Raw genomic sequence first — 21229 nt, 5'->3', positions numbered from 1 at the left:
GTGACTTAATTCCAAATGCTATTGCATTAAGAATTTATAACCTCCGATGTTTTTCAAAGCGATACCAGTACCACGTACTACGGCACGAAGCGGATCTTCAGCTACGTGAACCGGAAGTTTGGTTTTTGCAGCCACACGTTTATCAAGGCCACGAAGCAGTGCACCACCACCGGTCAGGTAGATACCCGTTTGGTAGATGTCGGCAGAAAGCTCCGGAGGAGTGATTTCGAGTGCTTTCAGGATGGCTTCTTCAATTTTGGAGATGGATTTATCCAGGCAGTGTGCAATCTCAGTATAGGAAACAGTGATTTGTTTGGGAACACCTGTCATGAGGTCTCTACCCTGAACGGCGAAATCCGCAGGTGGGTCTGTCAGTTCAGGCAGAGCAGCACCTACTTCAATTTTAATCTTTTCAGCAGTACGATCGCCGATCATGATGTTGTGCTGACGGCGGATGTAGTTGACGATGTCGGAGTCAAAATTGTCACCTGCAACACGGATAGACTGGTCGCACACGATACCAGACAATGCGATTACGGCAATTTCTGTAGTACCACCACCGATATCGATGATCATGTTACCCATAGGCTCTTCCACATCGATTCCGATACCCACAGCAGCAGCCATAGGCTCATGGATCAGGTAGACCTCTTTGGCGCCGGCAATTTCGGCAGAGTCCCTCACAGCACGTTTTTCCACTTCAGTGATTCCGGAAGGAATACAGATGACCATTCTGAGGGAGGGGAACATCCATCCTTTACCACCATTGAGCATTCTGATCATTCCTTTGATCATGGCTTCAGCAGCATTAAAATCGGCAATTACACCATCTTTAAGTGGTCTGACCGTACGGATATTGTCGTGCGTCTTACCTTCCATCTGCATGGCTTGTCTGCCGATTGCTATAATTTTGTTTGTTTGTCTGTCGAAGGCAACGATGGATGGTTCATCAACAACCACTTTATCATTATGTATAATCAGAGTGTTGGCTGTACCTAAGTCGATAGCCACCTCTTGTGTAAACCAATTGAATAAACCCATTTATTTAGGTGATATTTTAAGTATTAAAAATCCAGTATACTATAGTAATGTAAAACTACGTCTTTTTATTGTATTCGCAGTTAAATAAATTAGTGTTTAAAATGTCTAATACCAGTAGTAACCATGGCTATTCCCTTGTCGTTGGCCATATTGATGGAGTCTGCATCTTTTATAGAACCTCCTGGCTGTAAAACCGCGGTGATTCCGGCATCAGCAGCAATTTCCACGCAATCAGGGAAGGGGAAAAAGGCATCTGAAGCCATTACAGAACCAATCAGGCTGAAATTAAAAGCATCTGCTTTGACAATTGCCTGTTTCAATGCATCAACACGTGAGGTCTGGCCTACGCCGCTGGACAGTAACTGGTTGTTTTTGACAAAAACAATAGTATTTGATTTTGTGTGTTTGACAATTTTGTTGGCGAAGAAAAGGTCTTTCAGTTCCTCTGCAGTAGGAACTTTCTCGGTTACGGTAACCATCTGATCTTCATTTTCGATGATCAGGTCCTTGTCTTGTTCGATTACGCCATTCAGCAAAGTTTTGAACTGTTTTTTGCTCAGCTCCACTTCGTTGCGCTGAAGGATGACCCTGTTCTTTTTAGCACGGAACAGTTCTACTGCTTCAGGCTGGTAAGAAGGAGCGATGAGTACTTCGAAGAACAGTTTGTTGATTTCTGTCGCGGTAGCCAGGTCGATTTCCCTGTTAGCTATGAGCACACCACCGAAGGCAGACACCGGATCGCAGGCAAGGGCAATGTCCCAGGCATCTTTGATGTTGTCCCTTGAGGCAAGGCCACAGGCGTTAGTATGTTTTAAGATGGCGAAAGTAGGCTCTTCGAACTCATCAATGAGGGCTACAGCGGCATCTACGTCTACCAGATTATTATAAGAAAGTTCTTTACCATTAAGTTTGGTGAACATGGCATTCAGGTCGCCATAAAATACACCTTGCTGATGCGGGTTCTCCCCATATCTCAATGGCTGAGCAGTATTTACGCTTTGTTTGAATACATTTAAAGGCTCTTCAGCATTGAAATAGTTGAAGATGGCCGTATCATAATGAGAAGAAGTGTGGAATGCTTTTTTAGCATATGCTTTACGTTGTGCTAAAGTAGTTGTGCCTTCCTGTTCTTCCAGTTGTTGCTGTAATGTGGAGTAGTCGTCTTTTGAAGCAAGGATGACCACATCGTTGAAGTTTTTAGCTGCCGCCCTGATGAGGGAGATGCCGCCGATATCGATCTTCTCAATGATTTCTTCTGCTGTGCCACCCGCTTTCAACGTTTCTTCAAAAGGGTATAAGTCAACAATCACCAGGTCGATTTCGGGAATTTCATATTCCGCGATCTGCTGCTGATCTGAAGTCAGGCCTCTGCGGTTTAAGATACCACCGAATACTTTAGGGTGTAATGTTTTTACTCTGCCGCCGAGGATAGAAGGGTATCCGGTTAAGTCTTCAACCGCAGTAACAGGAAGATTTAAATCTTTAATGAACTGTTCTGTACCTCCGGTAGAGAATAATTGAACACCTTGTTTAGCCAGTAAGCGAACTAAAGGTTCTAAACCGTCTTTGTAATAAACTGAAATTAAAGCGTTTTTGATCTTTATAGATTGACTCATTAGAGAAAAATTTTGAGCCGCAAAGTTACCTGTTTTTCTATTATTGTCAAATGTTTATTTGTGGTCATTAATAGCTTCCTTCATATAGAACAACCGGGCATCTTCTCTTTCTGATTTTAACCAGCAAACCGTAATGCGTCCAGCTCAATTCGGAACACACTGCGTTCCATTTTGTGAAAAGACCTGAATAACTCAATAGCCTCGAACAAAAGATATGTATCCTCCGTATCAACACCAGTAGATCAACGACCAGTGCCTATATACGCTTCGTATACGGTCTGATATTGTGGCGGTATTGAATAACTTTTAAGAAATAGTTGGTAGGGCTTCGGTTCGGTTAACAGACGTATCAACAATGTCCTGTCGATCTTTTAACCAATTGAAAATGAACGTTTAATAACAGACTTGTTACGAAGCGTATTTGGATCTATGATACAAACTCTCCTTTTTTGTGTAAAACTTAACATGGTCTAATATTAACTTAAACACAAACATTATGGCTATTTCAGGAAGCGAAGGAAGATTTATCGGAAAAATCGGAAATGTGGTATATTATATGCTCAATGGGCAGTACGTCAGTCGTACGATTGGACTACAACCGAAAAGGAAGAGTAAAGCTCAGCTTGCAAACCAGCATGCGATGTCGGTTACGATGGATTTTGTGCGTGTGGTAAACGATTTCATAAAAGTCAGTTTAGCATTTGAAGCGAAGGGGACAACGAAGAATGCGCACAATCTGGCTACTTCATATGTGAAAACAGAGGCCTTAACAGGGGAATATCCCAATATGCGGATCGATTACAGCCAAGTTATTCTCAGCCATGGAGATGTGCCTGTCCCTTTGGAAGTTGGGGTGACTAAAACGGAGGGGGGAGTCACGATTAATGGAAACAACAAGTGATATTCACTGGACTCATGAAATGATAGTGTATGGTGCTGTTGTATTTTCCTGGCAAAGATAGATCTATCCCCATGTTTAATGCTGCCAGAAGGAAAGATGCTGAGCTTTTCATCCCACTACATAAAGACTATGCGAATGAGCCCATGGAAGTCTATATGTGTTTCAGAAGTGCTGACGGAACAGAAATCTCCGATAGCGTCTATCTGGGGAATGTAAACGGCACTGCGATGACAAGGCAGGAAATCATAAATCAGCAGAAAACGGATAATGACATCCTTCATTTTAAGGCATTAGAAGCCAAGTACCTTAAAATATTAGAGGAAACTGGAGGAGCAATGCCAAATACTAAAGCCTTCCGTGTGCTGCAAACAGAATACAAGGCATTAAAGCATAAATATAGATATATAATTGACCAGCGGGAGTAAATTAACAGCTTTGAGAGCTATCTGCGCCTATTTTTTTATCTTCTTTATAATTGTGTCTACAATTCTTGGGAAATGGTTGTGTTCCAGCTGCTGGCCTTTGAATTTGATCATCTCCAGGTTGTCATCTTTGTCGATGCGGTATTTGGCCTGGTAGATGAATTCGCCTTCGTCATAATTTTCATCCACATAATGAATGGTAATGCCGCCTTCAGTTTCACCGGCAGCCATTACCGCTTTATGGACATTGTCGCCGTACATGCCTTTGCCACCAAATTTAGGGAGCAGGGCGGGGTGTATGTTGATGATTCTTCCAGGATACTCAGCAATAAGGTCTTTTGGGATGAGCCATAGGAATCCGGCAAGAACGATGAGGTCGATTTCCAGATTTTTCAGCAGATCGATGACGTGACGGGTATGGTAAAATTCATTTCTGTCAAAGATATGTGTGGGGATTTCGAAGTTGTCCGCACGCTGCAAAACATAGGCATCAGGGTTATTGGTGAGTACCAATGAGATTTCCACTTCATTGCTGCGTTTAAAATGCTCCATGATTTTCTGTGCATTGGAGCCGGAGCCCGAGGCGAATATGGCGATGTGTTTCTTCATCAGTAGGTGTTTTTCAGGAGAGATTTGTTTTTCTTTTATCGCCATCAGCCCTGCTGCTTTACTATCTGCTGCGCTGTATGTGGATCGTATTTTTGTCAAAAATAGCATTTTAGCGATTTATAGAAAGATTTTAATTGTTTTTAATGGGTCAAAAGTATTGGGTATGAAAATATTTATATTTGCTTTTGTATATTAAAAACATTAGTTCTATATTTGCAGTCCGAAAAAACAGGAAAACAAAAAGGCTGATAGTGAGTTAAGGCGTTTGTTCTTTTTAAACAAACAAAGAAAAAAACGGTACTGGTGTCTTTAAAAAGAATAATATAATATTGAAAAATGGCAAATCATAAATCTTCATTAAAAAGAATTAGAGCAAACGCAACTAAACGTTTACGTAACAGATATCAGGCAAAAACAACCCGTACCTTTATCAAAAGGTTACGTGCTGCTGAAGATAAAAAAACAGGACAGGAATTACTTCCTAAAGTAATCTCTATGTTGGATCGGTTGGCTAAGAAAAATGTAATTCACAAAAATAAAGCTGCTAACAACAAATCAAAGTTGACTAAATTTGTTAATGGCTTAAAATAAGTATATATTTACAATATTATAGACGGGGTATGCATCAGCATATCCCGTTTTTTTGTTTATGGCATACGATAAGCAGAAAATAGTAATCAAAGACTGGGCGGAAGCAGACCGCCCCAGGGAGAAGCTCATGAAACATGGGCGCAGGCATCTGACGGATGCAGAGCTGGTAGCCATCCTGATCAATTCCGGGAACAAGGACGAAAGTGCGGTCGACCTAAGCAAGCGCATTCTTGCTTCTTGCGGTAATGACCTTGATGCGCTGGGTCGCCTGTCCGTTAAAGAACTATCGACATTCAGGGGAATTGGAGAGGCCAAGGCCATTGCCATTGTAGCGGCATTGGAACTGGGGCGGCGGAGGAAGAACACTGAGGCGAAGGCGGTGGTGCAGATCCGGAGTTCAGCAGATAGTTATCAGCAGTTGCTTCCTGTATTTTCTGACCTAACACATGAGGAGTTCTGGATCCTGTTGTTGAACCGTGCCAACCATGTGATCGGCAATTTTCAGATCAGCAAGGGAGGTTTGTCTGGTACGGTGGCAGATCCAAAGGTCATCTTCAAGACGGCGCTGGAGCACAATGCTGCGGCGATTATCCTGTCGCACAACCATCCATCCGGAAACTGCAAACCCAGTGCTGACGATCTGAGCATCACCAAGAAGATCGTTGCTGCAGGGAAGGTGCTGGACCTGCCGGTGATCGACCACCTGATTGTCACCAATAAAATGTGCTTTAGTTTTACCGATGAGGGCCTGATTTAAGCGCCGATGCGTTGATTTAACATTTACTACGACGGCAATATTTTATATCTTTGCGTTTTATACTGAATATATAACATGAAGATATCATACAATTGGCTGAAGCAATTTCTGAAAACTGATCAAACTCCTGCGGCATTATCCCTGATCCTGACTGATATCGGTCTGGAGGTGGAAAGTGTAGAAACCGTGCAGGCAGTTGCCGGTGGTCTGGAAGGTTTGGTGATTGGCCATGTATTAAGCTGCGTACAGCATCCGAATGCTGACCGTTTAAGGGTGACCACGGTAAATGTTGGCGCTGCAGAAAATTTACAGATTGTGTGCGGGGCACCAAATGTTGCTGAAGGGCAGAAGGTAGTGGTGGCTGTTGTTGGCACTACTGTGCATCCCAATGAAGGTGAGCCTTTCAAAATCAATAAGTCAAAGATCCGTGGGGAGGTTTCAGAAGGTATGATCTGTGCGGAGGATGAGATTGGTCTGGGTGGTTCCCATGCAGGCATCATGGTGTTGCCGGAAGATACGCAGATCGGGCTTGCTGCAAAAACTTATTTCAACCTGGAAGATGATTATCTTTTCGAGATTGGGTTGACTCCAAACAGAGCTGATGCAGCTTCTCATTTGGGTGTGGCCAGAGATTTAGCTGCTTATCTTCGGCTACCGCTGACGTTGCCCGATGTTAGTGCATTTAAAGGAGCTGAAGGAAACGGAAATATTAATGTTCAGGTGATGGATACAGAGGCTTGTCCGAGGTACAGCAGTGTCTCTATTACCGGAGTAAAAGTTGCAACATCACCAGAATGGCTGCAGAATCAGCTGAAGGTGATCGGCATTCGTCCAATCAATAATATCGTTGACATTACGAACTATGTTTTGCATGAACTTGGACAGCCGCTGCATGCTTTTGATCAGGATCTGATTAAGGGAGGGCAGGTCCTGGTGAAGAAGTGTGCGGAGGGAACGCCGTTTGTGACGCTGGATGGTGTAACGCGTACCCTATCCTCAGAAGACCTGATGATCTGTGATGCAGAGGAGCCGATGTGTATTGCCGGTGTGTTTGGAGGAATTCATTCCGGAGTGACAGAAGGTACAAGCAATGTCTTTCTTGAAAGTGCGTATTTCGATGCGAAATCTGTGCGCAAGACGTCGAAGCGTTTTGGTCTGAAGACCGATGCATCGTTCCGTTTTGAGCGTGGTACAGATCCGGAGATGACCATTTTTGCTTTGCAGCGTGCGGCCTTGCTGATTCAGGAAATTGCTGGTGGAACCATCTCTTCCGCTGTTTCAGATATTTATCCTTCACCAGTTGCTCCGTTTGATGTGGAGGTCAATTATGATAACATCAACCGTTTGATCGGAGCAACCATTCCGAATACAGAGATTAAAGAGATACTGGTTGCGCTTGGGATTAAGGTCGTTGCTGAAACTGAGGCAGGCTTATCACTTCAGGTGCCCAGCTACAAGGTTGATGTAACCCGTGAGGTAGACATCACCGAAGAGGTGTTGCGCATCCATGGATACAATAATATTGCAATTCCAACTAAAGTGAACGCTTCATTGTCTTATGGTCAGAAGCCGAATCCGGAGCAAACGCAACATGTCATTGCAGACATGCTTACTGCGAACGGGTTTTTAGAGATCTGGTGCAACTCACTGACGAAGTCGGCATACTCAAAAAATCCTGCCGAGGCGGTCGAGATCCTGAATCCGTTGAGTGTGGAGCTGAATGTGATGCGTCAGAGCCTGCTGATGCCGGCATTGGAAAGTGTGGCCTACAATCAGAATAGAAGAACGACAGATGTGAAGTTTTATGAGTTCGGTAAAACTTATCACCTGATCAATGATAAATATGTGGAGCGGCCAAGGCTATTGGTGTTGTTGTCCGGTAATCAGGCTGCAGAGCAGTGGAACCAGAAGGTAACGCCGGTGAGCTTCTATCATCTGAAAGCGGTGGTGGATGGCATCATTGGCAGGATGGGTATTGGCAACTACCAGTCGGAAGAGCTGAACAATGAAGATTTCGCTTATGGACTGAAATACTACAGGGGCGATAAGGCGATTGTGAGCTTTGGAGCGGCTACGCTGGCAGACCGCAAGAAGGCGGATGTAGACAGGGATGTTTTTTATGCCGACTTTGACTGGGCCTTGTTGCTGGACATCGTGAGGAAAAACAAGATTGTGAATAAGGAGGTGTCAAAATATCCGTCTGTGAGGAGAGATTTATCAATGCTGGTAGATACGGAAGTGACTTTTGATCAATTGAAAACCATCGCTTACAAGACGGAGAAAAAGCTGATTAAAAACATCCAGGTGTTTGATGTGTATGTAGGCGATAAACTTCCTGAGGGGAAGAAATCGTATGCCCTGAACTTTACCCTGCTGGATGAGGAGCAGACCTTGACCGACAAGCAAATTGATTCGGTGATGCAAAAGATTATTTATAACTTAGCACAGCACGCAAAAGCGGAAATAAGAAAATAATTTTTTCGGTTAAAAGAAATAATTTAGATTAATAAACAAACTTTAATAACATGTCTTCGGTTGCTGATCAATTAAGTTCCGTATTGCAGAAAACTGCGCGAGTAATCGAGCTTTGCAACGCCTTACAGGAGGAAAACGACTTATTAAAGCAGGAAAATCAATCTACAAAAGCGGCGCTGCAAACGGCTCAGAATAAGAGCTTAGAGCTCGATGAGAAGCTGCGCGTATTGAAATTAGCGAAAAGTATTGAGGGTACAAGTGAAAAGACTCTTGATATAAAGCAAAAAATTAACGATTTTGTGCGTGAAATAGATAAGTGTGTGGTATTGCTTAAGAAATAAGGAGTACAAACAAAGTGAAACTAAGCTAAGAAATGGGAGAAATCTCGATAAAAATAACTATTTCCGACCGTATCTATCCTTTGAAGGTGAATATGGAAGAGGAGGAAATTGTGAGGCGGGCAGCGAAGATGATTAATGAGCGCATAAAGGACTATCAGGAAAACTATGCGGTCAGAGATAAGCAGGATTTACTTTCGATGGCGATATTGCATTATGCAACGGCGGCATTGAAGGTAGAGAATAAGGTGCAGAACCAGGATTCTGCGGTAGCTGAAAAGGTAGAGGAATTGGATAGTTTATTAAATGATTTTTTTTCCAGATAGGATCGTTCTTTATATACAGTTAAGATTAGCACAATGATATAGCCGCAGCTAAATTTGTGGGTTTCACTATTTAAAAAACTTAACACTTCAATATTTATAGAATTAAGAGGGTGTATTTCATCTGCATTTATTGCACCTGAAAATGACTTAAATTCTAATTATGTAACAGTTGAGGTTTTGAATACATGAGACTTATTGAATTAGTTGCGGTTTTTTTTTAACAAAATTTGGGATATCCGTGGGCTTTTGAGCATGAGATGCATCAGGGGGCACGTAAAGAGCATATATAAATACAGATGAATTAACACAATGGAAATAGTAGGAATAATTGGATATGTACTTGCCGGCCTTGCAGTTGGTATTGTCGTAGGCAGGTATCTGCTGCGCGACTTGCTGAAAAAGCAGGAGATTGCTGCACAGACGAAAGTGAAGAAGATGCTTAAAGATGCGGAAAGTAAAGCAGAGATCCTGAAGAAGGATCGTTTACTAGAAGCTAAAGAGAAGTTTTTGCAGTTGAAATCGGAGCATGAGCAGGAGGTTAACAGCAAGAATAACCAGATCAGTCAGCGTGAAAACGCCATCAAGCAGAAAGAGCAATCTGTAAACCAGCGTCTGGAGAACATGAACCGCAAGGAGCAGGAGCTGGATAACCACAAGAAAAACCTGGAGAAACAGACCGAAGTAGCGATCAAGAAACAGGAAGAAGTTGATGTGCTGAAAAATCAGCATGTGAAACAGCTGGAGACCATTGCCGGACTGAGTGCTGATGAGGCAAAAGCGCAGCTGGTAGAGAACATGAAGCAGGAGGCCAGAACTCAGGCGATGATTCAGGTGAAGGACATCGTAGATGAGGCAAAGCTGACGGCAACTAAAGAAGCTAAAAAGGTGGTGATCCAGACCATTCAGCGTACTGCTGTTGAGGCTGCTATTGAAAACACGGTATCTATCTTTCACATTGAGAGTGATGAGATCAAAGGACGTGTAATTGGTAGGGAAGGGCGTAACATCCGTGCGCTGGAAGCCGCTACAGGAATTGAGATCATTGTTGATGATACCCCTGAGGCAATCATCCTGTCGGGATTTGACCCGGTAAGAAGGGAAATTGCACGTTTGGCGTTACACCGTTTGGTAACGGATGGACGTATCCACCCTGCTCGTATTGAGGAGGTGGTGGCAAAAACCAAGAAGCAGATTGAAGATGAGATTGTAGAGATCGGCGAGCGTACTGTTATTGATCTGGGGATTCATGGTTTACACCCTGAGCTGATCCGGATGGTAGGACGTATGCGTTACCGTTCTTCTTACGGACAGAACTTGTTACATCACTCACGTGAGGTAGCCAATTTCTGTGCAACGATGGCGGCAGAACTTGGCCTGAATGCAAAGATGGCAAAACGCGCCGGTCTGTTACACGATATAGGTAAGGTGCCTGATGACAATCCGGAGTTGCCTCACGCAATTTTAGGAATGCAGCTGGCAGAGAAATATAAGGAGCATCCTGAAATTTGCAATGCCATTGGTGCTCACCACGACGAGATTGAGATGACGTCAATGATCTCACCGATCATTCAGGCTTGTGATGCGATTTCTGGTGCCCGTCCGGGTGCCCGCCGTGAGGTAGTGGAAAGTTATATCAAACGCCTGAAGGAGCTGGAGGAGCTGGCGCTTTCTTACCCTGGTGTAGAAAAGACTTTTGCGATTCAGGCAGGTAGAGAACTGAGGGTAGTGGTAGAGAGTGAAAGGGTGACCGATCAGCAGGCAGAATTACTTGCCGCAGACATCTCAAACAGGATCCAGACGGAAATGACTTATCCCGGTCAGATTAAGGTGACGGTGATCAGGGAAACCAGGTCTGTAGCCTTTGCGAAATAGAATCTTTTAAAGATGATAAAATTTAAAGCGGTGGATTATTCCATCGCTTTTTTTATTTTTACAGCAGATTCTGTCGCATTCAGGCAGGTCTGACAGATTGAACATGAGCAAGACCAAAGTAGAAGCGAAAAGAGAAATTGATGTATTGCTGGATCAGTATGGTGAAAGCCATCAGAACAGCACGAATAAATTGATCCACTGGATCTGTGTACCATTGATCGTTTTCAGCCTGCTGGGTTTGGTCTGGGCAATTCCTTTTCCTCAATTGGAGTTTTTAGGTGCTTATAACGGTTTTGTAAACTGGGCTTCTTTTCTGATTGCTTTTGCAGTATATTATTATTACCGGTTGTCTGCGGTGATGTCTTATTTTATGCTGCTGTTTGTCTTTGCTGCTTCTTATGGTATTGTTCAGCTGGAGTACTGGCAGGCAGCGGGCGGACCTGCATTATGGCTGACCTGTCTGGTGATTTTTGTGCTGGCCTGGGTAGGTCAATTTATCGGTCATAAGGTCGAAGGTAAGAAACCATCGTTTTTAGATGATGTTAAATTCCTGTTAATCGGCCCGCTCTGGTTATTGCGCTTCATCTGCCAAAAAATGAAGGTAAAATATTGATTCCAAAAGGTGTTAACATTCAGTTAACACTTAGGTAAAGGAAAGGTAATTCACATCTAACATATACCTAACATTGTGGTAATAGCTTTGTCTCAAATTAATAAAGGCAAAATTGAAATCACAACTAAATCTTAAAAAGGCATTAATTACGGCATTATTCGTAATTATTGGCTCTGCAGTGTTTGCTCAGACGGGCAAAATTTCTGGTAAAGTTTCTGATAAAAAAACCGGGGAGACGCTGATCGGCGTTACGGTAAAAATTAAAGGTACAAGTAAAGGTACATCTACAGATGTAGAAGGGGGATATGTTATCGGTGCACTGACCCCTGGGAAATATACAATTGAAGCCTCTTATGTAGGTTACGCAAGTAAGAATATTACCGATATTGATGTAAAGGCAAATAAGGCAACCGTTGTTGATTTGGTTCTGGAAGAATCTACAGGCCAAAAGCTAAATGAAGTTGTGATACAGGGGAGTTTTAAACAAGAGAGTGTAAACGCCTTATACGCACAACAAAAAAACAGTGCGGCGATCTCGGACGGTATCTCTTCGGAGATTATTAAGCGGTCGCCTGACAGAAATACGGGTGAAGTACTGAAAAGAGTAAGTGGAGCAAGTGTTCAGGATAATAAATTCGTTATCGTCCGTGGATTGAGTGATCGTTATAACACCGCTTTATTGAACAACTCACCACTTCCGAGTTCCGAAGCAGATCGGAAAGCATTCTCCTTTGACGTCATTCCTTCGAATCTTATCGATAACGTTGTAATCAATAAGACAGCTACGCCAGATCTTCCCGGAGATTTTAGTGGAGGTGCGGTGCAGATTAAGACTAAAGACTTTCCTAATACCAAAACGCTTGAGTTGAGTTATGGAGTTGGTTATAACAGCATATCTACATTTTCTGATTTTTATGGGCAAAAGAAGAGTGGGCTTGAGTTCTTGGGTTTCGGATCTTCTTCCAGAGACTTGCCGTCGAACTTTCCTTCTTCTCGTGAGCGGTTTGTAAATTCAAGTTTAAGTGAGAGGGTTAATTATAGTAAAGGATTTGAGAACAATTGGGGTGTCTCAAATTTGGGTAAAGCTTTACCGACGCAAAATTTACAACTGATTTTCGGGAATTCCTATCAATTAAAAAATGATGGCAAGTTTGGTTTAATTGTTTCTGCAACCTATAGGAATTCATATGCAATTTCAAAGGAAAAGAGAAATGATTACAATGAGGTTGATTTTTCCACAGGCAGAGGTACTTCACTTTTTGAATACAATGATGAGTATTTTAATTACAACAGCTCATTAGCAGCCCTTGCAAATTTCTCTTATATAAAGGGTAATACTAAGATTTCACTTAAGAACATTTTTAATCAATCTTTCGAAGATAACTACCTCAGGAGATCAGGTATTTATGATTTAGCAGCTGCACAGCAGGTTTCCCAAATGGAGGTCAATGAAAAGTCTTTGATAAATACTGTATTGGAAGGAGATCATGTAATTAGCAATAAGAGTAAAGCAAAATTAAATTGGAACCTTGCTTATACCAGTATGACGAATGATCAACCTGATTTGAGAAGGATTATCTATGCAAAGGCTTTGGCTGATATTGATAACGACAATGTTCCATATGAAGCCGGTGTGCCGCGTGGTGCCACTTCATCGTCTGCAGGAAGGTTTTACAGTGACCTGAATGAGCATATTTATTCTGGAGCATTGAATTACTCCTTGCCTTTTAACTGGCTTGATAAATCTCAACTGTTTAAAATTGGATTTGTTAAGCAATATAAAGAAAGAGGAGTGAAGGCCAGGGTACTAGGATACATTAACAACGTATCGGACAACTCTTTGTTTACTCTTCCTCAGGATCAGATCTTTGCTCCCGAGAATATAGCGGCGGATCGGTTCTATATTGATGATATTACCAATCCTCAAAATCAGTACGATGGAACAGCTGACCTCAATGCAGGTTACTTAATGATGAATAATGTTTTCTTTAATAAGCTGAAAGCGACATATGGTCTAAGAGTCGAGAACTATATTGAGAAACTAGACACACGTGATAATAGTGGCCCCGTAAATATTGACAATAACTATCTGGACTTTTTGCCTTCACTCAACCTTACCTATGAGCTTACAGAGAAAACCAACCTTAGGCTTAGTTATTCAAATACTGTTGCCCGCGCACAATTCAGGGAACTTGCACCATTTACATTTTACGACTTTGTGACAGGTACGGTTAAAGTTGGTAATCCTGATTTGAAACGCACAAGTATCAATAATGTGGATTTGCGATATGAATTTTATCCAGCTGCCGGACAACTACTTTCAGTCTCTGCTTTTTACAAAAAACTTTCTAACGCTATAGAAAATGGTATCCTATCGGGGTCTACGGCAGCCAGTAAATCACTTACCTATATCAACGCGCCAGATGCTAATATAGCGGGAGTAGAGTTGGAAGTTCGTCATAACTTATCATTCCTTAACCAATCATCGGATTTGTTCAAAGCTTTTACTATAAGCGGAAATCTTGCTCTCATAAAATCAGAAGTGAGTTTTGGATCAAATGAGATTACTATTAAGGACAAGCGACCTTTACAAGGACAGTCTCCATATATTATCAATACCAGCTTGCAATACGCTTCTGAAAAATCTGGCTGGCAAGGAAGTGTTCTGTTTAATAGAACAGGTAGAAGGCTTGCTATTGTAGGATTTGGAAGATATACGGAGGGTAGTTTTAAAGCGGATTATCCAGATGTATACGAAGCTCCGCGTAATATCCTGGATTTTCAGGTCTCGAAAAAACTTATTAAAAATAAAGCAGAGCTTAAGTTGAACGTGAGTAATATCCTTGATAGCGATGCTAATTTTTATCAGGATTTAGATGATAATAAAAAGTATGCTTTTTCGCAGGATCAGCTGATTAATTCAGTGGCTTACGGCAGGACATTTTCACTATCATTTGGATATAAGTTCTAATCAAAATCTGTTTATAGTTAACAATTAAATAATACTGATTTAATAACCGACTAATACTCAAAATCTAATTTTATAACATTAAATAATAACATTATTATGAATTTCAAAAGAAACAAAATTTATTTTTCTGCACTGTTCATGGCAGTATTGGGCTTAGCAGCATGTAGTAAGGATTCTTCTGAGGGAGAGGGACCTTCTAACGGAGAATCCGTTGTCCTTAAAGGTCAAATTACTACAGCGACCAAGCTCGACGCTAATAAAACATATGTGCTAAGCGGTTATGTGCGAGTGATGGATGGAGCTTCTATTGAGATCCCTGCTGGTACAGTTATCAAAGGCGAGACTTCTAGTAAAGGTGCGCTGATCATTGAAAGAGGTGGTAAAATCTATGCTAATGGAACGGCCACTAATCCTGTTATCTTTACTTCAGATAGACCTGTTAATGAAAGAAAAGAAGGTGATTGGGCTGGTGTTATTATCTGTGGTAAGTCGACTGTAAACACTGCTGATGGAACTGCGTTATATGAAGGTGGTTCTTTGGGTACAGGTGTTGCAAGTTACGGTGGTACTGTTGCAAACGATAACTCCGGAAGTTTTACTTATGTAAGGATAGAATTTTCAGGCCTTGCTATTGAAAAAGATAAAGAGATTAATGGTTTGACTCTTTGCGGTGTAGGTAGTGGTACAACTATTCATCACGTACAGGTATCCTACGGAGGAGATGATTCATTTGAATTCTTCGGTGGTACTGTTAATGCAACGCATTTAATTGCATATAGAGGTGTAGATGATGATTTTGACTTTGATCAAGGTTTTACAGGTAAACTTCAATATGGTATCTCAATTAAAGATCCTCTTTTAGCAGATTTAATTGGTACTTCAAGAGGTATAGAGCTTGAGAATAAGGGAGCAGTAACAGGTGGTTTGTATTCCCGTCCTGTATTGTCAAACTTTACATTTATCGGTCCTGGTACTACAAATGCACTTTCTTTCCATGGAGCAGGTATACATTTTGGTCAAAACAGCAGAATGGTATTGGCTAATTCAATCATTGTTAATGCCAGGACAAATGCAGTCGAATTCAATACTGACTTCCCTGCACTTGAATTAAAACAAGGAAGATCAATTTTATCAAACAATCTTGTTTTCGGTAACACTGCAGACTATGGTATGAGTTCAGTAACAGCATTTGTTGATGCTGCTGCTTTGAGAGCATTTGCTACAACTGCTGGAAATGTGACGCTGGCTAATGCTGCAGCTGCTGGAATTACCAGCATTTCACTTGACGCTCCTAACTTGCTTTTAGCTTCAAATTCTGTTGCACTTGGTAAAGCTGCATATACAGGCGATCTTGCAACTGGGTTTACTCAGGAGACATTTGTAGGTGCTATGGGCACAAGTACAAACTGGACTGCTGGATGGGCTAGTTGGACTCCAAAAACTAACGTTTACTAATCAATCATAGTTTCGTTTACAAAGCTCTGCTTCCAATAAGGGAAGCAGAGCTTTGTTGCTTTTGAGGCATATAACGAATATCACTTTCTTGAACTAGGCTCATAAGCATAGACCACTTTGTAGGTAATCCCTTTTAAATTAGTAGAGATTTGCCCAATATTAAGATTTTCTTTTTGCGGTGTTGGCTCGCAAACAGAGTAGGTTTTACCATTGTATATAATTGGTGAACCAACAGGTTTATCAAACTGAACGGCCATGGTGATATGAGTGGGATACAACAGCGCGATCATCGGAAGATTATAAATTTCTTTTACCAGATAAAAAAAAAGTGCAGCCCGATCATCGCAATCACTGTGATCAGCGAAGAGCGTCTCTTCTGGTGAGAGCCGTTTTTCCTTGCCGAAATTTTCGCTATCATCTTCATATAAGAAAGCATATCTTGTAAAACGCATCAGGTAATCTATACCTTTCTTTTGTTTCATACCACTTACATTCTTCTTAAGTAGCGGAATTAATGATCCATAGGTCTCTTTACTGAGAGGAATGTTGAAATAGGATTCAAAATCCACTACAGGATAGTTTGCGAACAATGTCTCGACATCGGAGTTTAGTTTGATGTTGAAATGATAGGTTTTGTGTTCATAACTGAATTGCAGTTCTTTTTCGCGGTAATCTGATGGACTGAAATCCGGCATCCTGGTGACCTTATAGGAGAAGGCCTCTTTCGCTTCCGGTATACTGATCATACCTATTGGTGGAATCTTGTTGAGATCTGCGAAGGCATAGTCATGGCGGTTCAGGCACATATATTTTTTTCCTTTGTAAATCAAGAATGGAATGTCTGAAATGTCTTCATCATTGTAAACATAGAAGATGATTCTACGGTCTGCAATAGTAAGTCTTGCATCATATCCCGACTTGCCCATCAGGAACCACTTGTAAAATGTGTATCTGACATAATTATCTTTCTTGGGACTGATGGCCTGGGCAGTTTTTCTGATGAGCTGATAGTAGAGCCAGTCGTTTAGTTGGTGTTTCGTTTTATAGGCAGTTAGAGCGTCTATGATGCTCTCATATCTCCCATTGTTGACTCTTTGATAGCTTGAACGGATATAGGCTTCTGATAGACTGTCCTGCTTACCTATGATAATCGAAGAATCAATTGTCAGGTTAAATGTTTCATTGTAAAATTCGAAGCTGGTATCGAAACCATTATCCTGGCCTTCCGATGACTTAGTCATCAAAAGAAGGAGTAATAATGTACCGCATATTTTTAGCAGACGGCCCATGATTGTACGGATTAATTTATATTCTGGTAATATTAAATATACGTAGAATTAGCATTGAGCGTACATTAAGTTTTAGTCGGATATAATTTTATGATAATGAGATGTTAACAGGTACTTAATATGATCAGCTTACTTTTGCGTCATAAATATTTGGTTAGTATTTATACGTTTAGGTTTAGTTGATCAGAAGGAGCTCAGATGGATGTCCGAGCTCTTTTGTATTTTATTGAGGCTGGGAATTTTGTGTAAATGGTCAACCGTACTGAATTTAAAGAAGACATCTATTTTCAAATATAATACTAAACTGGTTAATAATCTTACCCCAATCCCTCACCGGCATTGTCCATTTTTTTTGGATGTTCATCACCGATAAATAGACGGCCTTTAGGGCAGCCTGATCGTCAGGGAACAGGTTTTTAGCCTTCGTGAATTTCCTTATGCCACTGTTCAGGCTTTCAATTACGTTGGTTGTATAGATGATTTTACGGATCTCCAGAGGAAACTCGAAATAGCTGGTGAGCTCATCCCAATTCTTTTCCCAGCTCAGGGTGGCGTAGCCATATTTGCTTTTTCACTTTGCTGTAAAATCGTCCAGGGCTGCTCTGGCGGCATCTTTATTCACTGCAGCATAGATTAGCTTTAAATCGGCAGAGAACTCCTTGCGCTCTTTCCAGACCACATATTTACAGCTATTACGAATCTGTGTACAACGCAAAGCTGAGTTATAGTTTGTGGGAACACTTCAGCAATGGCCTTGGTGAAGCCAGTCAAGTTATCTGTACATGCAATCAGGATGTCGTTTACACCGCGTGCACGCAGGTCTGTGAGCACGCTGAGCCACAGTGATGCACTCTCAGTTTCGTTGATCCACATGCCCAGAATCTCTTTTAACCCATCATTCTCTAGGCCAATGACCAGGTAAATGCATTTGCTTACCACCTTCCCGTTGTGGCGTACCTTGAACTGTATTCCATCCATCCAGCAGATAAAATAAACAGGTTCCAGAGGACGAGACTGCTACTCCTTAATCATTTCCAAAACCCTGCTGGTAATGGTAGAAACTGTACTTTCAGATATTTCAACACCATACATTTCAGGGATCTGATCTTCGATATCACGGGTGCTCATCCCCCGTGAATACATACCAATGATACTTTGCTCGATCTGCTCGCTCATACGCTGTTGCTTGGGGATCAGCCTAGGTTCGAAGCTGGCATTGCGGTCACGTGGAATTGATAATACCACATCACCCAGAGTTTCACTCTTCACCTTTTTACTGCTAAAACCATTACGGGAGTTACCGCTGCCGCTGCCTTCCGGAGCATGTTTCTCATATCCCAGGTGATCATCGAGCTCTCCCTGGAGCATTTCATTGACTCCTTGTTTGAACATTTCCTGAAAGAATTCCTGAAACTGTTCCTTGGAGTTAAACTGCTTGAAAAAGTCCTTTGGTAAACCTAACTTGTTCTCTTCCATATGACTGTACTTAAAGTTCTGATTTTCTTCCCTTAAAGACCTATGTATATCTTTATACGAAGAAATGACTCAGAAAGACCCGCTCATAAATGCGAGCGGGTCTTTCCGAGTCATTTATGAAGCGCTTTTAATTAACTATAATGTTTTTTGTGGCCATTACGCTGCCATTGTATTTACCTCCCGTTATCGTACATTGTATCTGATAGTTTCCAGCAGGAAAATAAACCTCTGGCAATTTTGATCCTTGGATGTAGTCGTAGTTCTCTAAATAGTTGGTGCCATTTATTCCTATGACTTTCCAAGAATAATTTAAGTTGAATTCTGTGTAGCTTATCTCATAATTAGCAGACTCCATTGGACGAAGTTTATCTAAACCTGAGATGAAAGGAGTTACTTGGCTAGTCGCATTTTTCGGAAATAAGGCGCTAATTGTTTGTGTATCATAGGTCGAGTTCAGGTTGTTATTGTACGAACTTCCTGCGGTGCCACCTCTCATTACAGACATTTGATCGGGAGCATGTCGCAATCCAAGGCAATGTCCTATTGCCTGTACGAAATTCCATGTCGCCTGATCTAAAGAAACAGTCGAATTATTAGATAAATACCTAAAGTTCGAGTTGAAAAGGATGCGACGACCGGGCTTGCCGTCATTACTTGGGAACTCGGATATCACTGGTACCTTATTCAGACTTGACGACTCGGTGACTCTGACATCAATTTGTTGGGGTTGCGCGAAATTTGGTGCATTTTTTATCAAATTCAGTTTGATATCATTGTTAGGCATAGAATTCCAGGCCATGACGGCACGATATATTGCGTCGTACCAGATTGAGTTCGAGAATAATTCCTGTCCAATTAAAATATTTATATTATGGTTGGCAATGGGAATTATGGGTTTGTTACTACTATAGAAGTTTACATAATCTTTGAGTAACATAATGTCTTGCTCGACTAGATAATAGTTGCCGGTGGCTGTGGCGTCATCGGTCGCGAAATCCATGTTACTGATTATGTTTAGGATTTCTGGACTAATCCAAGCGGGCGATATACTTACATTTATTGAAGCATTTGTGTAAATGATCAGCTCTTTATTTTGATTGCTGTCAAAGTATTTTAACCTGACGTATAGAGTTCCTGGGTTACCAGGGGTTACAAGGTTAGCTGGTAGCTCTGAGTCAAGAGAAAGAGTGGCATTTGCTTTTGGAAGGCCTGATGCTGTCGTGAAATCTGAGTTTTGTAATTGTCTTGGAGTTGAAACTGCTGTATAATTGCCACATTGACCACAGTTTGAGTATACCAACGTCACAGTTGCGTTTGTGACATCTTCATATCCCCCAGTTGAAAGCAGATTTCTCATGAATGTTACTTCGAACTTAAATGCTGTTTTAAGTGTTGGGTTAGGTACATTCAATGTACCTGAAACTAAGTATGAAGGGGGAATTTTAAAACCTGTTGTACTGACGTCTGCTTTTAACTTTACTATGGTAAGGGATAAGATGCAGCAGATAAGTATGCATGATTTCAATATTTGTTTGTTTTTCATTTTCCGTAATTTAAATGGTATTCATTAGCATCCAGGTATAATTGCTCCATTTCGGCACGATCTAATTGATTACTGTAAACGAGTATGGAGGTCTTATCACTGTTGAACTTAATCTCTTCAATAGGCACATTGAGATTAGTGGAGAGGAATCTGATCAGGTATTTGTCTTCGACTTTGAAGATTGCCTGTGATGTTTCGTTTGATTCGGGGGTTGGTTGTCCATCGTCTTTTTGACATGAAGAAAAGACAATACAGCTGCTCATGCAAATTAAAAACGCAATTTTCCTTGAAAAGAGCGTTATTGGGAATGTAGTTTTCATTTTTGAAAATACCACCCCCATGTTTATTTAATGTTTGATAATTATTATTTCTATATTGTTTGTTAATTTCTAAGGTTTTTTTATTTCCGAATTGTAGGTATAAACAACCTTGTAAGGAGTGTTTTTGAGATTCGTAGAAATCTGTACAATATTGAGGTTTTCTTTTTGCGGGTTGGCTCGCAAACAGAGTAAGTTTTACCGTTGTATATAATTGGTGAACCAACAGGTTTATCAAACTGAACGGCCATGGTGATATGAGTGGGATATAACAGCGCGATCATCGGAAGATTATAATTTTTTTTTACCAGATAAAAAAAAGTGCAGCCCGATCATCGCAATCACTGTGATCAGCGAAGAGCGTCTCTTCTGGTGAGAGCAGTTTTTCCTTGCCGAAATTTTCGCTATCATCCTCGTATAAGAAAGCATATCGTGTAAAACGCATCAGGTAATCTATACCTTTCTTTTGTCTCATACCACTTACTTGTCTTTCTTAGGGCTGATGGCCTGTGCTGTTTTTCTGATAAGCTGATAGTAGAGCCAATCGTTTAGTTGGTGTTTTGTTTTTTAAGCTGTCAGAGAGTTTATAATAGCTTCATACTTTCCATTGTGACCCG

At 41.3% G+C, this 21229-nt stretch carries 18 protein-coding genes and 1 pseudogene; 11 read left to right on the top strand and 8 right to left on the bottom strand.

Annotated elements, in window-relative coordinates; translation table 11 throughout:
* Positions 1–18: 18 nt before the first annotated feature.
* Together PBAL39_RS23510 and purH are read right to left on the bottom strand one after the other, a co-directional pair.
* Positions 19–1041 (bottom strand): rod shape-determining protein, encoded by a 1023-nt coding sequence (locus PBAL39_RS23510; RefSeq protein WP_008246482.1) that lies wholly within the window; start codon positions 1039–1041, stop codon positions 19–21.
* An 89-nt stretch (positions 1042–1130) separates the two neighbouring features.
* Positions 1131–2657 carry a bifunctional phosphoribosylaminoimidazolecarboxamide formyltransferase/IMP cyclohydrolase gene (gene purH / locus PBAL39_RS23505; protein WP_008246481.1) on the bottom strand — a complete coding sequence of 509 codons (1527 nt, stop codon included), beginning with the start codon at positions 2655–2657 and terminating at the stop codon, positions 1131–1133.
* Between the two features lie 496 nt (positions 2658–3153).
* Here purH and PBAL39_RS25870 point away from each other — a divergent pair, with 496 nt between their 5' ends.
* Together PBAL39_RS25870 and PBAL39_RS25865 are read left to right on the top strand one after the other, a co-directional pair.
* Positions 3154–3558, top strand: a complete 405-nt coding sequence (locus tag PBAL39_RS25870; RefSeq protein WP_008246480.1) for a DUF6266 family protein — start codon at positions 3154–3156, stop codon at positions 3556–3558.
* A gap of 71 nt (positions 3559–3629) precedes the next feature.
* Positions 3630–3983, top strand: coding sequence for a hypothetical protein (locus tag PBAL39_RS25865; RefSeq protein ID WP_039867591.1), 354 nt, complete (start codon positions 3630–3632; stop codon positions 3981–3983).
* 27 nt (positions 3984–4010) lie between these two features.
* Here PBAL39_RS25865 and purN read toward each other — a convergent pair whose 3' ends face one another.
* Entirely contained in the window at positions 4011–4589 is a 579-nt protein-coding gene (gene purN / locus PBAL39_RS23490; protein WP_039867600.1) for a phosphoribosylglycinamide formyltransferase, read from the bottom strand.
* 336 nt (positions 4590–4925) lie between these two features.
* On the opposite strand from purN, the gene rpsT reads away from it, so the two are divergent.
* From rpsT to PBAL39_RS23445, 9 genes are all read left to right on the top strand, one after another.
* Positions 4926–5180, top strand: a complete 255-nt coding sequence (rpsT, locus tag PBAL39_RS23485; protein WP_008246477.1) for a 30S ribosomal protein S20 — start codon at positions 4926–4928, stop codon at positions 5178–5180.
* Between the two features lie 58 nt (positions 5181–5238).
* On the top strand, positions 5239–5937 hold the full coding sequence (gene radC / locus PBAL39_RS23480; RefSeq protein WP_008246476.1) for a DNA repair protein RadC: 699 nt from the start codon (positions 5239–5241) through the stop codon (positions 5935–5937).
* Between the two features lie 75 nt (positions 5938–6012).
* Positions 6013–8412 carry a phenylalanine--tRNA ligase subunit beta gene (gene pheT / locus PBAL39_RS23475; protein WP_008246475.1) on the top strand — a complete coding sequence of 800 codons (2400 nt, stop codon included), beginning with the start codon at positions 6013–6015 and terminating at the stop codon, positions 8410–8412.
* A 50-nt stretch (positions 8413–8462) separates the two neighbouring features.
* Positions 8463–8753 (top strand): hypothetical protein, encoded by a 291-nt coding sequence (locus tag PBAL39_RS23470; protein ID WP_008246474.1) that lies wholly within the window; start codon positions 8463–8465, stop codon positions 8751–8753.
* A gap of 32 nt (positions 8754–8785) precedes the next feature.
* Entirely contained in the window at positions 8786–9076 is a 291-nt protein-coding gene (locus PBAL39_RS23465) for a cell division protein ZapA (protein WP_008246473.1), read from the top strand.
* A 309-nt stretch (positions 9077–9385) separates the two neighbouring features.
* A complete protein-coding gene (gene rny / locus PBAL39_RS23460) occupies positions 9386–10948 on the top strand; it encodes a ribonuclease Y (RefSeq protein ID WP_008246472.1) in 1563 nt (520 codons plus the stop codon).
* 103 nt (positions 10949–11051) lie between these two features.
* Positions 11052–11561: a DUF962 domain-containing protein gene (locus tag PBAL39_RS23455; protein ID WP_008246454.1), complete on the top strand. Its 510-nt coding sequence runs from the start codon at positions 11052–11054 to the stop codon at positions 11559–11561.
* Positions 11562–11673: 112 nt separating this feature from the next.
* Positions 11674–14532: a TonB-dependent receptor gene (locus PBAL39_RS23450; RefSeq protein ID WP_008246452.1), complete on the top strand. Its 2859-nt coding sequence runs from the start codon at positions 11674–11676 to the stop codon at positions 14530–14532.
* Positions 14533–14628: 96 nt separating this feature from the next.
* Positions 14629–15987: a hypothetical protein gene (locus PBAL39_RS23445; RefSeq protein ID WP_008246442.1), complete on the top strand. Its 1359-nt coding sequence runs from the start codon at positions 14629–14631 to the stop codon at positions 15985–15987.
* A gap of 80 nt (positions 15988–16067) precedes the next feature.
* Here PBAL39_RS23445 and PBAL39_RS23440 read toward each other — a convergent pair whose 3' ends face one another.
* The 5 genes and pseudogenes from PBAL39_RS23440 to PBAL39_RS23425 all read right to left on the bottom strand — a co-directional run bounded on the left by PBAL39_RS23440 (position 16068) and on the right by PBAL39_RS23425 (position 20558).
* Positions 16068–17228, bottom strand: a complete 1161-nt coding sequence (locus PBAL39_RS23440; RefSeq protein ID WP_008246440.1) for a hypothetical protein — start codon at positions 17226–17228, stop codon at positions 16068–16070.
* A gap of 316 nt (positions 17229–17544) precedes the next feature.
* Entirely contained in the window at positions 17545–17823 is a 279-nt protein-coding gene (locus PBAL39_RS25960; protein ID WP_008246439.1) for a transposase, read from the bottom strand.
* 92 nt (positions 17824–17915) lie between these two features.
* Positions 17916–18668, bottom strand: a pseudogene (locus PBAL39_RS23435) (IS256 family transposase).
* A gap of 211 nt (positions 18669–18879) precedes the next feature.
* Positions 18880–20295, bottom strand: a complete 1416-nt coding sequence (locus tag PBAL39_RS23430) for a hypothetical protein (protein ID WP_008246433.1) — start codon at positions 20293–20295, stop codon at positions 18880–18882.
* Positions 20292–20558, bottom strand: coding sequence for a hypothetical protein (locus PBAL39_RS23425; protein WP_008246431.1), 267 nt, complete (start codon positions 20556–20558; stop codon positions 20292–20294). Before PBAL39_RS23425 ends, PBAL39_RS23430 begins: the two co-directional genes overlap by 4 nt.
* Positions 20559–21229: the final 671 nt, after the last annotated feature.

This window comes from Pedobacter sp. BAL39, from assembly GCF_000170795.1.
GTDB lineage: Bacteria > Bacteroidota > Bacteroidia > Sphingobacteriales > Sphingobacteriaceae > Pedobacter.
The sequence above is the reverse complement of the archived record's forward strand: the minus strand, read 5'-3'. Positions and strand labels throughout refer to the sequence as shown.